This window comes from Corallococcus exiguus (assembly GCF_009909105.1).
In the GTDB taxonomy this organism is placed as follows: Bacteria; Myxococcota; Myxococcia; order Myxococcales; family Myxococcaceae; genus Corallococcus; species Corallococcus exiguus.
Window position 1 is genome coordinate 364,676 of the sequence record NZ_JAAAPK010000001.1, and the last position, 14,858, is coordinate 379,533.

Sequence of the window (14,858 nt, forward strand, 5' to 3'; positions counted from 1 at the left end):
CGATGCGGCAAGACGTCCGGGTGTGCTGACTGTCCACCGGACAGCGCTCTGGCAAGTGGTCGGTGCTGAAACGACCTGCCCTGTCAGGCGGCGACAGCGTGGTCCAATGAACGCCAGGTGCCCAGGGCCCAGTCCTGCTCGTCTGGATCATCGAAGCTCACGACGCAGAGGGCGCGGCGGCTGCCGGAGCGGCACAGGGCCGTCAGCCGGCACTCGCCGGGACCCACGTGCAGGGACGCGCGGCCGCTGACGCGGGCGCCGTGGTGCTCCAGCTCCAGGGCCTTTCGCTCCGGGCTGGTGGGCGCCAGCTGCTCCTCCGCGGAGTCCTCCAGGGGCACCACACGCACGGTGCGGCGATGGTCGCGGGCCACCCAGCTGCCGTCCTGCAGGCGCGACTCCGCCAGCGAGCCGGGGATGCGAATCTCCCAGCCCTCCGGGAGCGCCACCTGCACGGAGCCTCGCCGGTAGCCGATGGACGGCCCCACACCGGGCGACTCCAGGGCGCGGCGGTGGACCTCCTCCGCCACCGTCCCTCCCATGCCCAGGTATCCGAGCACCTCCTGCCACTCGCGCCACGGGTAGGGGAGCGAAGGGTCCTCGCGCCAGGCCTGCTCCAGCAGCCGGGCCACGTCGCGCAGGCGCTGGCGCTCCTCCTCCAGGAGCGGCGGGCGCCAGACGACGTCCGTCCACAGCCGGCACAAGGCGCGCGTGAAGCGCTCGCGGGCGTCCACGCCGGGGTTCCACCAGGGGAACACGTCCGTGCCCTGTCGCGGGTCTTCGTGCACGGTGCGCAGCCAGCGCTCGTCGCGAGGCCCCAGGGGCGTGAGCAGCGCGCCCGGATGCTGGAAGGTGTGGCCGAAGCGCATGGACAGCGCGAAGCCGGAGTTGCCCAGGCTGCGCATGCGCAGCACCTGCCCCACCGAGTGCTGGAGCCAGCCCAGGAAGTGCTTCTCCACCAGGTCCACGTCGCCAGTGTGGAAGTAGCCCGTGGCGTCACCCACGCCCACGTCCTCGTCGGGCGGAGCCCAGGAGATGCCGTTCAGGTCGCCCAACCCCTTGAGCAGGTCCACCAGATAGCGGTGGTAGCCGGGCCCCGCGGCGCTGGTGTCCGCGGACACGACGATGCGCTCCTGGGTCGTCGCGAGCAGTGACACCTCCGCCGCGGCCGGGTGCAGGCGCAGGCGCAGCACGGGCGCGCCCTGGGGGCCCTCCTCGATGCGGGTGCCCTCCAGCACGTCCGCGGCCACCTGCTGGAACCAGGCTTCCACGCGCTGCAGCCAGGACAGGGGCGCCTCCGGGGGGGCGAACAGCGGATCGCTTGCTCCTCGTCGGCCTGCCAGCAACAGCTTCATGCGTTGGACGCTTTCGGTTCGGGTGCGGGTGCGCGCTGCCTGGACCTCTTTGGATAAGCCCCCGGCTGCTCCCTGTCATCCAAGAGAAACGCATTCTGGAGGTCGGGGGGCATGCGGGCGGGGGTGCGCCCGGTGGCGGAACCCCCCGGTCCGCCCCAACCTCAGAGGGGAAAGGAGGCGTTCGTCATGAGCAAGAAAGACGTGTTGCACATTCCCTTGGAGGGGCTGCCTCCCGCGCCGGCGCGCGAAGCCGGGACGGAAGAGGATGAGCAGCAGGAGCGCCGCACGCCGTCCACCTTCGACCCGGGTGGCGGTCCCGGCAATGGGCCGGGTGACAACGGGAGCCCGCGCATCATCGAACCGGTGGGCCAGCCCTACTCGCCAGGCGTCAAGGTGACCTGATCATTTCAGGTCTCGCTGTCTCCATGACCCCGCTGACGCCTTTCGCGCGTCGGCGGGGTCTTGTTGTTCGCGCGTGCAAGGCCGGACGCTGGAAACGGCGAAGCGCCCGCGACCGGTGAAGGTCACGGGCGCTCCCATGTCCACCCCGAGGGGGACTAGCGCGTGGTGCCGTTGTTGGGCGCCATCGTGCCGGTGGAGTCCGGCACCGGCGTGGTCATGTTGCCCTTGGCGCCGGAGTTGTTCGGGTCGAGCGTGGAGTCGTTGGGCAGGCTGCTGTCGTCCGGGATGGCGCTGTCGTCCGGATCCAGGCCGGAGCCGCCCGTGCCCGGCTCGGTCATCTCGCCGTCGTGCACGCCGGGCTCGGCCTCACCGGTGCCCGCGCCGCCAGTGCCCGGGTCCAGGGTGCCGTCGTTCGTGGCGGGCGGCAGCGTGGAGTCATCCGTGTTGCCGGAGCCGCCGGTGTTCATGTCCGACGGAGGCAGCGTGGTGTCCGGCGACGTGCTGCCCGTGTCGTAGCCGGAGCCGCCGCTGCTGGGAGGCGGCGTGGTGGTGGTGCCGGAGCCGGACGTGTCCGTCCCCGTGCCGCTGGAGTCCGTGCCCATGGTGGAGTCGGAGGCCGGCTCGGTGCCGCGCGTCGCGGATTGATCCGACTTACATCCCGTACCGAGCGCGAGCGCACCCGCGAGAACCGCCGCCACCGTCAGCTGGGTCTTCAGGAACTTCTTCATGTGGATTCCCCCGATAGGAGTTCTGACTGCTCGAAAGGTCGTGGCTGCCTGCACGACCGAAAGTGAGCAGGCCTCGGGATGTGTGCAGGGGTGGCTCATCCGCCTGCTTGCTCGGGGAACGGCATGGGCGGCCGCGAGGGGAGGGTTGCGCGGGACGGGGTTGTCCACCGTGCCCCACGCCCGATGGCTCGGAGTGCGAGCCAGGGAGCCCGGCCCACGGGGCTCAAGGACTCGGGGGCTGGAGCACGCTGCCGCCACCGAGTGGCGTCACGGAGTTGCTGGACGTGTTGCTGTCCGGCGTCAGCGGGTTGCCTCCTGGCGACGGCGTGGTGGGCTGTGAGCTGGTGATTCCCGGTGGCGTCAGGCCCGTGGCTGGAGGCAGCACCGCGCCCGTGCTGGACATGGTGCCCGTCGGAGTCCCCGGCGTGACGGTGCTGATGGAGGCGCCCGGCAGCGTGGTGCCGGGGGTCGTCGTCGCGGGCGGCAGCAGCGCGCCCGTGGTGGCGGTGGAGCCCGTGGAACCCGCCACGGTGGTGCTGGTGCCGGGAGCCAGCACCGCGCCGGTCCCTGTCACGGTGGTGGCCGAACCGGGCGCGACCACGGTACCCGTGCCCGTCACGGTGGTGGTGTTGCCGGGACTCAGCGGCAGGGACTCCGGCGAGGTGCCGGAGACGAACGGCTGGGCGCTGTACGGCTGCGGAATCACCGCGCCCGTGGACGTGCCGCTGCCGCCCGTGCCCGAGTTCGCGCCGGTGACGTTCCCAATGAGCTGCGTCGTCGGACTGGCGGACACGCTATTGATGGGGTCGGGGGTGCCCGGCGCCGCGCCCGGGTTCGGCTGGCTGGTGGTGATGGCGCCCGCGGAGTTCGGATCCACCTGCGCGTGCGCGGTGCCCAGCGCCAGGGTGCCCGCCGCCACGCTCATCCAGATCCATTGCTGAGACATCGTTCCGCTCCTTGCGGCTGTGGGGCCGGACGGACGACGCCTCGGCCTAATGGGAGGGCGTGGGCCTCCGAGGACCCTGGCCATCCCTGATGAGGTGCTCACCCCTCCGCCGCGAGGGAACCGCACGGCGGCGCCGCTTGCGCTCGGAGAGCACCAGCAACAGCGCCGGGAAGGTCACCAGCATGATGAGCAGGTTCATCCCGAACCCCACGTTCGCCAGCGCGCCAATCGAGTTGAGGCCCGGGTGGTCCGCGAGCAGCAGCGCGCCGAAGCCCACCGCGCTCGTGAGCAGGCCACCGCAGATGGCCTTGCCCGTCTCCGAATACACCCGCACGAAGTCGCTGCGTGGTGACGCGAGCCGCGTGATGAGGTGCACGCCCGCGTCCACCGTCGTCCCGATGAGCACCGGGATGACCAGGATGTTGAGGTAGTTGAACTCCATGTCCAGCAGCGGCATGAGCCCCAGCACCGCGAACAGCGACACCACCGTGGGCATCAGGCACAGGAGCGCGGTGCGCAGGCCGCCCAGCGTCAGCCACATGGCCAGCAGCACCGTGAGCGTGGAGCCCAGCAGGATGAACGGCGCCTCGTGCGACACCAGGTTCACGATGTCCGCCTGCACCATCGCTTCACCGGCCACCACCGCGGGCCGGCCATCCGGCAGCACCATCCCGCGGACCTCCTTCGCCATCCGGCGCATGGCCTGTCCGTTGGATTGATCCGCGGACGGATACACCAGCACGAAGCCGGTGCCGTGACCGTCGCGTCCCTCGAACTGCTGGCGCACGCTGGAGGGCAGGTCCGCCTCGGTGAAGGGCTGTGCTCGCACCTGCCTGCGCAGTTCCTCCAACTGCCCGCGCTGCTTCGGGGTGAGCTGGCCTTCGGGCACGTCCTCCACCAACTTCCCGATGTCCTTCAGGATGGCCTGCTTCTCCGCCTGCCGCTCCGGCACCAGGCTCGCGAGCGCCGCGACGAAGTCCACCGTGGAGTTCGCGCCCTGCTGCCGCTTGCGCGCCTGGAGCTCCCGGACGACCGCGGCCTCCTCCTCGCGGGAGTTCGTGAGCACCACCAGCGGGACCTGCGAATAGCCGATGAGCTGGTTGACGGCACGGTCCAGCACGAACGAGTCCAGGCGCTGGTCCTGCAGGGAGCCGATGTCGTAGTCGAACCGCAGGCGCGGCATCTGCGTGAGCAGGCCCGCCACCACGAGCGCGGACACGACGGTGAGCAGCCCGCGCCGGTGCGTGATGACGCGGCCCAGCGGCGCCTCCGTCATCTCCGTGGAGTTCGCGCGCGGCCTCCAACCCCAGCGCGCTCCCAGCCCCAGCACCGCCGGCAGCACCAGCACGTACGCGAGGATGAGCACCAGCATGCCCACGCCCGCGATGACGCCGAACTCGCGGAACGCCGTGAGCTTGGAGGTGCCCAGCACGAAGAACGTGAGCGCCGCCACCACCGCGGACACCAGCGCCGCGCCACCGGTGTGCGTGAACGACTCGCGCGTGGCCTGCTCGGAGGACCGTCCCTCTCCGCGCAACGCGAGGTAGCGGCCCAACAGGTGGATGCCGTGCTCCACGCCCAGGCCGCCCAGGATGGCGCCCAGGAAGGCCGTGAGCAGGTTGACGCGCCCGTATGCCACGCCCACCAGGCCGTAGGTCCACGCGAGGCCCGCGCCCACCGGGGCCAACACCATCCCCACCGCGAGCACGCTGCGGAAGTGCAGGAACAGGTAGAGCAGCACCAGCACCGTGGCCACCGTCGAGGACACCGCCACGTCGCGGGTAATCTGTCCCTGCTGATCCATCTTCTTCTGGAACGAGCCGGTGATTTGCGTGTGGAAGCCGGGCCCGTACTTCGACAGGTCCTGTTGCCGCAGGACGCCCTGCACCTCTTCGACGATCTTCGTGGAGAAGGTGAGGTCCGCGGACGACACCTCTGGCTTGGCCAGCACCACCACGCGGCGCGCGGCGGGGTCCAGGTAGTAGTCGCTGGGGTGGCTGGACAGGCGCGTCACCGCGCCGCCGGCGTACTTCTCCTCCAGGTCGGAGAAGTCCAGCGATGGGGCGGGGTCGTCAGCCAGCGGCACGTAGAGTGGATTGGCCTGCTCCTTCTCCCAGGTGAGGCGCGTGTCGATGCGGCGCTCCACCTCCTTCAGGTCCTCGGGCGACAGGAAGTAGAGCGCGTGGCTGCGGAAGAAGCTGCTGGGGCGGGTGATCTCCACGTAGCGGATGCCCGGCAGCGCCTCCAGCTTCGGCGCCACGTCCTCCGCGAACTGCTGGAGCTGCGCCGGGTCCCCATCCTCGCCCACCACCACCACCCACCCCTGGGCGCCGAAGCGCTGCTCCAGGGTGTGGATGGCCTCCACGCTTTCGAAGGACTGGGGCAGCAGGTCCACCAGGTTCGCGTTGAGGGTCAGGTGGCGCGCGGACAGCAGGCCCACGACGGACAGCACGAGCGCGCAGACAAGCGCCGTGAAGGGGCGGCGGTGGTTGTGCGCGGCCAGCGCACCCATCGTGCGCTCCACCCGGTGCATCCACGTGCTTTCCGCTGCTGAAGACGGGTTCGAGGCCATCGACCATGCCTCCATGCGGCGCCTGCCTCCTGGCAGGGCCCGTATCGAGGCAAAAGCTGGCCATGTCACAGACCGTCAGCACGACGGCGCGAGGGGCTGCTCCGCCCGTCCGCCGACACCGGAACGGGTGGGGCAAAATGCCTCAACTTTCAGAGGAGAAGCCGATCCCCTGGCATGACGCGCGCCGGGGCGGCATACATGGCGCGGCCCAGGCCCGGCTGTCTTTGTTCCCCGGGCCAGGCATGCGGCCAGTGGAGGCCCCGGGTCGATGCCTGGACGCACGGTGGCTCGGGGCATATACGCGAGAGCAGCCCGGTTCGTTCGGGCTCAAGGTTGTCCCCGGGCCGTCACGGCGCGGGCTTTCAGCAGGAAATCACATCCATGAGTGACACGCGGTGGTCCGGACGGTTCGAGGCGGCGATGGGCTCCCTGGCGGCCCGCAGCCACCAGAGGCCCTGGGTGGCGTTGTTCGTGACGCTGGTCCTCACGGGTCTGGGCACCTTCTTCGCACGCGACCTGCGCCTCAACGCGGACCTGGCGAACCTGCTGCCCAAGTCGTTCCAGTCCGTGCAGGACCTGGAGAAGCTGCGCACGCGCTTCGGCGGCATGGGCAACGTGGTGGTGGCCGGCATCGGCGCGGAGCCTGAACAGCTCAAGCAGTTCGTGGACGACATGGCGCCGAAGCTGGCGACGCTGTCGGAGATCCGCTTCGTCAACGCGCAGCGGCCCAGCCAGTTCTTCGACGAGCACGGCCTCTACTACGTGGACCTGCCGGACCTGAAGACCATCGAGGAGCGCATCGACGCGCGCTTCGCGTGGGAGAAGGAGCAGGCCAACCCGCTCTTCGTGCGGCTGGAGGAAGAGGCGCCTCCGTCGCTGGACTTCAGCGACATCCAGAAGAAGTACACCGGCGGCGCGAACATGCGGCTCGCGGGGCAGGGCGGCCTGTACTACCTGGATCCGCAGGAGCGCATGGTGGTGATGCTCCTCAAGGCCAAGGGCTCCTCCGCGGACCTGGGCTACTCCAAGACGGTCATCACCCAGGTGGAGGACTACCTGGCGAAGCAGGACCTGTCGAAGTACGGGCCCGGCTTCCGCACGGAGATCACCGGCACGTTCAAGAAGAAGATCGACCAGCAGGCGGTCATCACCGGCGACCTGGCGCGCGCGTCCACGCTGGCCCTGGTGCTGCTGCTGGCCTACCTCATCTTCCACTTCCGCAGCGGGCTGTCCGTGGGCCTCACCATGGTGCCGGTCATCGCGGGCCTGACGTGGACCTACGGCTTCGTGGGCATCGCGTACGGGCAGGTGAATCTGCTCACGGGCTTCCTCGCGGCGGTGCTGGGCGGCCTGGGCGTGGAGCACGGCATCCACCTGTTGGGGCGGTGGGGCACGCTGCGCTCGGAGGGCATGACGTCGGAGGAGGCGGTGCGGGAGACGTTCCGGCACACGGGCTTCTCCGCGCTCATCTCCGCGCTGGTGGCGGCGCTCACGTTCCTGAGCCTGTCGTGGTCGGAGTTCAGGGCGTTTCACGAGTTCGGCGTCATCGCGGCGGTGGGCATGATGGTGAGCGTGGCGTCGTACCTGCTCATCCTGCCGGCGCTGCTGGGGCTGGTGTCGCGCTGGGGCTGGGTGCCTCGCGAGCACCAGTCGCAGTCCGGGCCCATGGCGATGCTCGCGCGCTTCCTGCCGCGCCGTTACCGCGCGGTGGTGGTCGTGATTGGCGTGGCGCTGGTGGGGCTCATCAGCCAGGCGTACCGGGTGAGCTTCAACTACGACTCCACGAAGCTGGATGACGTGTCGCTGCCCAGCGTGCGGTTGGACAAGCGCATCGACCACATCCTGGGCTACTCCGCGACGCCGGTGGTGGTGCTGACGGACACGGAGGGGATGGAGCGCGAGGTGGTGAAGCAGCTCCAGGCTCGCAAGGAGAAGTTCGGCAAGGACTCCACCATCGACTTCGTGGGCGCGCTGGAGGACCTGGTGCCGCAGCATCAGGAGGAGAAGCACGCGCTGCTCCAGGCCATCCACAAGAAGCTCCAGCGCATCGACCCGGAGCGCGTGGAGAAGGCCCAGCGCGACGACCTGCTGCGCGCGGTGAAGATGACGTCCGCGAAGCCCTTCGTGCGCGAGGACCTGCCGGTGGGCCTGCGCCGCCAGTTCGAGCCCGCGGCAGGCCAGAAGGGCGGCGTGGTGTTGGTCTACGCGAACGTGAGCCTGTCGGACGGCGTGGGCACGCGGCGCTTCACCAAGGAGGTGCGCAACCTCCAGATGCCGGACGGCAGTCAGGTGTCCGCGGCGGGCGAGGCGCTCATCCTGGCGGACATCCTGGACATGGTGGCCTCCGAGGGGCCGCGCATCCTGGTGGCCGCGGTGGTCAGCGTCTTCCTGGCCATGTGGCTGACGCTGGGCTCCTTGCGCAACGCGGTCATCTGCATGCTGCCCACGCTGCTGTCCATCGCGGCGCTGGTGGGCCTGATGGCCATCATGGGCCTTCAGTTCAACTACCTGAACATCGTGGTCATCCCGGTGCTCATCGGCACGACGGTGGACGCGGGCGTGCACCTGATTGAGCGCCTGGGCGAGCCGGGCGCGGACTTCACCACGGTGTACGCGGAGACGGGCCGGGCCATCACGGGCGGCCTGCTGACGAGCGCCATCGGCTTCCTGGCGCTGGTGTTCGCCAAGCACCCGGGCCTCAACTCCATTGGTGACCTGGCCAACCTGGGCTTCGCGGTGAACATGGTCATCGTGCTGGTGGGCTTCCCGGCGCTCCTGCTGCTGGTGGACCGCTGGCGCAACAAGCACAGCAGCGCCACGTCGACCCCGGCCTCCGGCGACGACGGAACCGAGCGCCCCGCGGAGAGCTGATCCGCGCAACGTCAATCCGTGCAGGCAAGGAGGCCCCGGCATTGCCGCCGGGGCCTTTTTCATTGCGTCCGGAGGGGCCGGGGCCGTTCCGCCAGGCGACACTGCGGAGGGACGAACGGGCACGGGCGCCTGGGAGTCGCCGGCCCAACCTTCGTCCTGTATGGGGCGCTCATACTTCAGGTATCAGTCCGGCCGGATGTTCGAGAACGCCTTCATGGAGGCGGCCTCGAAGCTGCACCCCGCGGTGCCGGTCCTCCTCTACATCCCGCTCACGCTGGGCCTGCTCGGGTGGGGCCTGTCAGGGGGACGGACGTCAGTGGGGCGGGTCCTGCTGTTCATCCCGCTGGGTCTGCTGACATGGGTTGTCATGGAGTACTGCATCCACCGGTTCTTCTTCCACTGGGAGGGCAAAGGCCGGCTCACCCAGCGGGTGCATGAGATTGCCCATGGCTACCACCACAAGTACCCGGACGACTCACAGCGCCTGGTGATGCCGCTCATCGTCACCATCCCGCTGTCCTCGCTCATCGGCGGGCTGCTGTGGATGGTGGGGCGCCCGGCGCAGATGCTCCCGTACTTCGTGGGCATCGTCTGGGGCTACGTGACCTACGACACCCTCCACTGGGCCACGCACCACCGCACGCCGAAAACGGCCTGGGGCAGGGCGCTGCGCGCGCACCACATGGCGCACCACTTCGCGACGCCGGACCGCAACTTCGGCATCAGCAACCGGTGGATGGACATGCTGATGGGGAGCGGCGGACGGCAGGCCCCGCTGCCTAGGCCGCCTTCTCCGGAACGCCCGTCCAAGCCGCCACGAAGTCCGCCAGACCGCGCAACTGCCGGTCGTTGAGCGTGGCCTGCCAGCGCGCGTGGCGCACCGCCCGGTACGCCTCCGGCGCGTCCCAGCCGCGCGCCACCATCACCGCCAGGCCCATCAGCGGCCCGCGCCCCACGCCGTGCTCGCAGTGCGCGTACAGCACGCCGCCCGCGTCCAGCCGGGGCAGCGCCCAGCGCACCCCTTGCGACAGCTGCTCCACGGAAGGCGGATAGCGGTCCGTCACCGGCAGGCTGAGCAACTCGATGCCCAGCGCCGCCAGCGCCTCGCGGTCGTCACAGCGCTCCGCGCGCAGGTCGATGACGCAGGTGATGCCCCGGGCCTTCAGCTCGCCGTAGCGGGCGCGGGACACGCCGCCGCCCACGTGCAGCCACGGGTTCACCTGGGACACGTTGAGGGCGCGCTTGCCGGGCAGCTTGGTGGTCCACTCCACCCCGCGCGCCACCACCCGCAGCACCTGCTTGCGCACGAACCCCCGGACCCCGGGGACGTGATGCACCGACCGCAGCAACGACTCGCTCACGCTTGAAGACCCCTGCCGGCTACTCGCCTTCCACCGACACTTCCATCAACCCTTCCACCGGCGCCTTGCCCGGGCGCTCCATCACGCCCCGCAGCAGGTACGTCACCGGCGAGCCCACCACGGGCCGCACCAGCCCACTCAGTACTCCCAGCGACTCCACCGGTGCACTGCGCTGAAGCAGGGAGGTGCCGCGCAAAGTCAGCGCCGGCTTGCCGTCGCGGTCGGTGAGCTCCGCCCGCCACGTGCTCTTCTCCTTCGTGCCCGTCTGCGTGACCGTGAAGGACTCCAGGAGCCGCGCGGCCCCCTTGCCCTCCCAGACGTAGACAGGCGCGTAGTCGCCCTCCTGCCCCTCGCGCGCCAGCACCACCATGTGCTGCGGACCCTTCATCGCGCGGAAGCGCACCCAGCGCTTCGCCAGCTTCGCCGGCGCCACCGTGCTGCGCGAGTGGTCCACGTACCCGCCGCCCGCCAGCGTCACCGCCGCGGACTTGGGCACCTGGAGCGTCAGCTTCACGGGGCTCGCGCCCAGCAGCACCTCGTGGCGGTAGCGGTCCTTGCCGTTCTCCACCACGGAGCCCTCCGGCGACCACGGCTCGGGCTTCTTCGCGTACTCCAGCGTCACCCGCCCGTTGTCCAACGCCGCGTCCACCGTCAGGCCCGCGTCCGTCGCCTGGGCCGTGCACGTGCCCAACTTGAGCGTGTCCGTGTCGGGCGTGTAGCCCCACTCCTTCGCCCCCATGCGCGTCTGCGGCGACCAGGCAGGCTTGCCCGGCCGCAGCACGGTGGCGCGGCAGATGCCCGTGCGCGACCCCGGGCCAATGTTCGTCACCGACAGGTTCACCGTCACATAGGTGCCGTCGTCCGCATCCGCTACGAAGGTGAAGCTCTCTCCGTACCGGTCGCTGGAGTCGAAGGACAACCCCAGCACGCCGCCCGCCGCCGCCACCCCCGGAAGCGAAAGCAGGGCCCCCACCAGCAGGGCCCTCAAGCCGCGGGCGCGCGTGTCACGCCGCATGGGGCCGCTGCTCCAGGAGCTCGTCCGAGTTGTCGTTGAAGACGTAGTCGCGCTGCAAGGGCAGGTTCCACGCGAAGTACACGACGCCGCGCACCAGCCACCAACCCAGCGTGTACGCCAGCTGCGGGTGCAGCGTGAGCAGCGCCACGCCGCCCGCGTTGAGCAGCGCGCTGGTCGCGCTCACCAGCGTGTAGCGCGCCAGCTGCGGCGCCACCGCACCCTGGCTGCGGAAGGTGATGACCCGGTTGATGGAGTAGTTCACCACGCCGCCCAGCACGCAGCCGGCCACCGTGGCCCACACCGGGGAGATGCCTCCCCACTCCACCATGCCCAGCACCGCCACGAAGTCCACCGCCGTGGCGATGGCGCCCGCCGCCGCGTTGAAGCCGAACAGCGCCACGCCCGAGCGCTGCTTCACCGGCTTCTTGGGCGTCAGGGCCCGCACCAGCGTGCGGAAGCGCGCCAGCGCCGTGACGTTGCTCAGGACGGCCACGAACACCAGGCCCGCCACCGCCAGCCAGTGCATGGGGTGCTTCTCCGTCGGCCAGAACAGCGCCTCCAGGATGGGCGACAGCGCCGTTCCCACGCCCAGGAACAGCACCCGCTCCAGCCGCTGCATCGCGCCGTCGCGCACGCTCACGCCCAGGCCTTCACCCTTGGCGCGCACGTACGGCACCAGCGAGGAGCCCATCAGCGCACCCAGCGCGGGCAGCAGCACCCAGGTGTCCCGGTAGTACCAGGCCAGGCCCATCAGGATGGCGGAGTCCACGTACCGGTCCAGCACGGAGTCCAGCGCCGCGCCCGCGGGGTTGGCCTCCTTGCGGGTGCGCGCCACGCGGCCGTCCATCACGTCCAGCACGCCCGCCAGGAGGAACAGCCAGCCGCCCAGCGCGAACCGGCCCGCCGCCACCGCCACGCCGGACGACACGCCCAGCAGGCCCGACAGCATGGACAGCGCGTTGGCCGGAAGGCCCGAGCGCAGCAGCACCCGCCACAGCGGCTGGATGACCCAGAAGAAGTAGTGGCGCAGGAAGAAGCCCACCAGCACCGACTTGCCGCGCGTCAGCGTCTCCTCGTCTCGCGGGATGCCCTTGATGGCACAGCGGATACAGAAGAGCACCAGGCCCACGAGGAAGTACGCGACCGCGAACAGCGCGGGCGCCAGCGCGGTCCAGATGCGCGCCGAAGGGGACAGGTCTCCACTGAGCAAGGCCAGCATGTTGTCATGCACGGGTGTTCCCTCCAGACGGCAGGGTCATGGGCGCCACTCCTGGCGCTTCCATGGCCCGTCTTGCGAAGACAGCCCTCACGACGACGAAGGCCACGACCGCCGCGATGCTTCCCGCGAGCACGTCGAGGACGTAGTGGTGCGTGAGATACACGGCGGAAAAAGCGACGAGCAGCGCGAACAGGATGGTGCCCACCCGCCACGCGGGGCCCTTGTGCCAGAGGACGAGCACCATCATCAGCGGGTAGGCCGCGTGCAGCGACGGCATGGCCCCGAAGACGTTGGGGTTCTTGGCGTAGAAGTTCGCGAAGTAGTGGATGCCGAAGAAGGCATCGAAGCGCGCGGTGCCCGCCGGACTGGGCGGCGCCGACAGGTCCGCGAGTCCCGGCCCGTACTTCAGCACGTACCAGGGGGGCGCCGCGGGGTAGATCACGTAGGTGACCACGCCAATGGCGTTCACCACGAAGAAGGCCCAGCACAGCTGTTCGAAGCGCACGTCCTTCTTGAAGAAGAACAACAGCGCCACGAGGAAGACCTCGTAGAGGTAGGCCGCGTAGGCCCAGCCGCACAGCAGGTCCAACGGTGTGTTGGGGTGACGCGACCACCACTCGGGCCAGTGCGTGCCGCCCGGGGCGGGGAACAGCAGCTTCTCCAGGTTCCACAGGTCGCCGGTGTGGATGGTGCCGCGCACCCCCAGCCACAGCGCCTGGCTGTCCAGGATCATACCGGTGAGCCACAGCGGGAACGCCCCGCGGAGGAACCGCCGCGGGCCGGCGCCGGCCCAGGCCAGCACCACCAGCAGCAGGTCCGCCGCGACGTGCTCCCACCGGACGCGGCCGGTGGAGACCACCAACGTGAAGTGGCCCGCCGCCATGACGGTGACGAGCCACTTGAACGCGGAGTCGTTCTTAGCGGGCGAGCGGGAGGTCATCCCCGTAGTAGTCCAGCCCCAGGTGGGTGATGGGCTCTTCGCCCGCGACGACGCGCAGCGTGTTCTTCAGCTTGGTCAGCTGGATGAACAGGTCGTGCTCCACCGGCAGACCCGGGTGGGCCATGGGGCTCTTGAAGTAGAAGGACATCCACTCCTGGATGCCCCGCCACTCCATCCGCTTGGCCAGGTCCAGGAACAGCGCGATGTCCAGCACCAGCGGCGCCGCCAGGATGGAGTCGCGGCAGAGGAAGTTGACCTTGATCTGCATCGGGTAGCCCAGCCACCCGGTGATGTCGATGTTGTCCCAACCCTCCTTCGCGTCGCCGCGGGGCGGGTAGTAGTGGATCGACACCTTGTGCGAGTACTTGTTGTACAGCTCCGGGTACAGGTCCGGCTGCAGGATGGTGTCGAGCACGCTCGACTTGGTCACTTCCTTGGCCTTGAAGGCCTGGGGATCATCCAGCACCTCGCCGTCGCGGTTGCCCAGGATGTTGGTGGAGAACCACCCCTCCAGGCCCAGCATGCGCGCCTTGAGCGCGGGCGCGATGACCGTCTTCATCATCGTCTGGCCGCTCTTGAGATCACGGCCCGCGACGGGCACGCCCTCCAGCTTGGCCATCTCCTGCAGCGCCGGCGTGTCCACGGAGGCGTTCGGCGTCCCGTTGGCGAACGGCACGCCTTCCTTGATGGCCGCGTAGGTGTAGAGCGCCGTGGGGTTGATGTCCGGGCTGTTGGCGTCCAGCGCCTTCTCGAAGTTGGCCAGCGTCTGGAAGGCCTCCGGCAGCGGGCGGAAGGTCTCCACGCTGCTGCACACCACCATCACGGCGCGCTTGGCGTTGAGCTCCTTCTTGAAGTCCCGGATGTCCTGGCGGATGGCCTCGATGCTCTCGCGGTGCGTCTTCGTGGCCTTGATGTGGTTGGCCGCGATACGGCGCACGAACTCCGGATCATGCACGCCCGGCTTCGGCTTGATGCCCTGGAGGAAGGGCTTCACCTGCTCCAGGTGCTTGTCGGTCAGCACGCCCGAGCGCACGGCCACCTGGTAGGCGTCCTCGCTGATGATGTCCCACGCGCCGAAGACGACGTCTTCCAGCGTGGCCAGCGGCACCAGCTCCTTGAGCTTCACGGTGCGGCCGTCGGTGCGCTTGCCCAGGCGGGCCGTGCCCATCTGCGTGAGCGAGCCAATGGGGGCGCCCTTGCCCTGCCGCGCCAGCTCCACACCCGCCATCAGCGTGGTGGAAACCGCGCCCAGGCCCGGGATGAGCACCGCCAGCTTGCCCTCGGGCTTCGCGACCTTCTTCTTATTCTCCATCGTCCTGATTCCTTCGAATGGCGGGAAATCGCTCCGCCCAATGAGCGTCTCCGAGTCCGTTCCATCCGGCGCCGGCAAAAATGCCGGACGGAAGGTGGAAAATCTCGAAAGCGGATGGTTGATACTCTAAACCGTCTGTC

General features: G+C 69.6%; 12 protein-coding genes. 3 read left to right on the forward strand and 9 right to left on the reverse strand.

The window, feature by feature from the left end:
* Positions 1–83: 83 nt before the first annotated feature.
* A complete protein-coding gene (locus GTZ93_RS01450) occupies positions 84–1,352 on the reverse strand; it encodes a hypothetical protein (RefSeq protein WP_121752248.1) in 1,269 nt (422 codons plus the stop codon).
* 186 nt (positions 1,353–1,538) lie between these two features.
* Here GTZ93_RS01450 and GTZ93_RS01455 point away from each other — a divergent pair, with 186 nt between their 5' ends.
* Positions 1,539–1,754 (forward strand): hypothetical protein, encoded by a 216-nt coding sequence (locus GTZ93_RS01455; RefSeq protein WP_169820352.1) that lies wholly within the window; start codon positions 1,539–1,541, stop codon positions 1,752–1,754.
* Between the two features lie 155 nt (positions 1,755–1,909).
* On the opposite strand, the gene GTZ93_RS01460 is transcribed toward GTZ93_RS01455, so the two are convergent.
* The 3 genes from GTZ93_RS01460 to GTZ93_RS01470 all read right to left on the reverse strand — a co-directional run bounded on the left by GTZ93_RS01460 (position 1,910) and on the right by GTZ93_RS01470 (position 5,940).
* Positions 1,910–2,482, reverse strand: a complete 573-nt coding sequence (locus GTZ93_RS01460; RefSeq protein ID WP_139915852.1) for a hypothetical protein — start codon at positions 2,480–2,482, stop codon at positions 1,910–1,912.
* 223 nt (positions 2,483–2,705) lie between these two features.
* The gene (locus GTZ93_RS01465) at positions 2,706–3,428 is read right to left on the reverse strand and encodes a hypothetical protein (protein ID WP_139915851.1); all 723 of its coding nucleotides are present in this window, start codon (positions 3,426–3,428) and stop codon (positions 2,706–2,708) included.
* A gap of 46 nt (positions 3,429–3,474) precedes the next feature.
* Positions 3,475–5,940 carry an efflux RND transporter permease subunit gene (locus GTZ93_RS01470; protein WP_139915873.1) on the reverse strand — a complete coding sequence of 822 codons (2,466 nt, stop codon included), beginning with the start codon at positions 5,938–5,940 and terminating at the stop codon, positions 3,475–3,477.
* Between the two features lie 441 nt (positions 5,941–6,381).
* Here GTZ93_RS01470 and GTZ93_RS01475 point away from each other — a divergent pair, with 441 nt between their 5' ends.
* The gene (locus tag GTZ93_RS01475) at positions 6,382–8,871 is read left to right on the forward strand and encodes an efflux RND transporter permease subunit (RefSeq protein WP_120575693.1); all 2,490 of its coding nucleotides are present in this window, start codon (positions 6,382–6,384) and stop codon (positions 8,869–8,871) included.
* Between the two features lie 196 nt (positions 8,872–9,067).
* Positions 9,068–9,724, forward strand: coding sequence for a sterol desaturase family protein (locus tag GTZ93_RS01480; RefSeq protein ID WP_257978997.1), 657 nt, complete (start codon positions 9,068–9,070; stop codon positions 9,722–9,724).
* Here the strand turns inward: GTZ93_RS01480 and GTZ93_RS01485 are convergent.
* From GTZ93_RS01485 to GTZ93_RS01505, 5 genes are read right to left on the reverse strand one after another with little or no spacing between them, the layout of a single operon-like run.
* Positions 9,651–10,232: a protein-tyrosine phosphatase family protein gene (locus GTZ93_RS01485; protein WP_120575692.1), complete on the reverse strand. Its 582-nt coding sequence runs from the start codon at positions 10,230–10,232 to the stop codon at positions 9,651–9,653. The genes GTZ93_RS01480 and GTZ93_RS01485 overlap by 74 nt on opposite strands.
* A gap of 19 nt (positions 10,233–10,251) precedes the next feature.
* Positions 10,252–11,247 (reverse strand): hypothetical protein, encoded by a 996-nt coding sequence (locus GTZ93_RS01490; RefSeq protein WP_120575691.1) that lies wholly within the window; start codon positions 11,245–11,247, stop codon positions 10,252–10,254.
* Complete coding sequence (locus tag GTZ93_RS01495) at positions 11,237–12,466, reverse strand: GtrA family protein (RefSeq protein WP_167547846.1); 1,230 nt, start codon at positions 12,464–12,466, stop codon at positions 11,237–11,239. Before GTZ93_RS01495 ends, GTZ93_RS01490 begins: the two co-directional genes overlap by 11 nt.
* 4 nt (positions 12,467–12,470) lie before the next feature.
* The gene (locus tag GTZ93_RS01500; RefSeq protein ID WP_139915850.1) at positions 12,471–13,406 is read right to left on the reverse strand and encodes a phosphatase PAP2 family protein; all 936 of its coding nucleotides are present in this window, start codon (positions 13,404–13,406) and stop codon (positions 12,471–12,473) included.
* A complete protein-coding gene (locus GTZ93_RS01505) occupies positions 13,384–14,718 on the reverse strand; it encodes an inositol-3-phosphate synthase (protein WP_139915849.1) in 1,335 nt (444 codons plus the stop codon). Before GTZ93_RS01505 ends, GTZ93_RS01500 begins: the two co-directional genes overlap by 23 nt.
* Positions 14,719–14,858 lie beyond the last annotated feature (140 nt).

Excerpts from the sequence above, each read along its gene's own strand:
- GTZ93_RS01450 (WP_121752248.1), bottom strand. The coding sequence starts at position 1,352 with ATGAAGCTGTTGCTGGCAGGCCGACGAGGAGCAAGCGATCCGCTGTTC.
- GTZ93_RS01455 (WP_169820352.1), top strand. The coding sequence starts at position 1,539 with ATGAGCAAGAAAGACGTGTTGCACATTCCCTTGGAGGGGCTGCCTCCC.
- GTZ93_RS01460 (WP_139915852.1), bottom strand. The coding sequence starts at position 2,482 with ATGAAGAAGTTCCTGAAGACCCAGCTGACGGTGGCGGCGGTTCTCGCG.
- GTZ93_RS01465 (WP_139915851.1), bottom strand. The coding sequence starts at position 3,428 with ATGTCTCAGCAATGGATCTGGATGAGCGTGGCGGCGGGCACCCTGGCG.
- GTZ93_RS01470 (WP_139915873.1), bottom strand. The coding sequence starts at position 5,940 with ATGGGTGCGCTGGCCGCGCACAACCACCGCCGCCCCTTCACGGCGCTT.
- GTZ93_RS01475 (WP_120575693.1), top strand. The coding sequence starts at position 6,382 with ATGAGTGACACGCGGTGGTCCGGACGGTTCGAGGCGGCGATGGGCTCC.
- GTZ93_RS01480 (WP_257978997.1), top strand. The coding sequence starts at position 9,068 with ATGTTCGAGAACGCCTTCATGGAGGCGGCCTCGAAGCTGCACCCCGCG.
- GTZ93_RS01490 (WP_120575691.1), bottom strand. The coding sequence starts at position 11,247 with ATGCGGCGTGACACGCGCGCCCGCGGCTTGAGGGCCCTGCTGGTGGGG.
- GTZ93_RS01495 (WP_167547846.1), bottom strand. The coding sequence starts at position 12,466 with ATGCTGGCCTTGCTCAGTGGAGACCTGTCCCCTTCGGCGCGCATCTGG.
- GTZ93_RS01500 (WP_139915850.1), bottom strand. The coding sequence starts at position 13,406 with ATGACCTCCCGCTCGCCCGCTAAGAACGACTCCGCGTTCAAGTGGCTC.
- GTZ93_RS01505 (WP_139915849.1), bottom strand. The coding sequence starts at position 14,718 with ATGGAGAATAAGAAGAAGGTCGCGAAGCCCGAGGGCAAGCTGGCGGTG.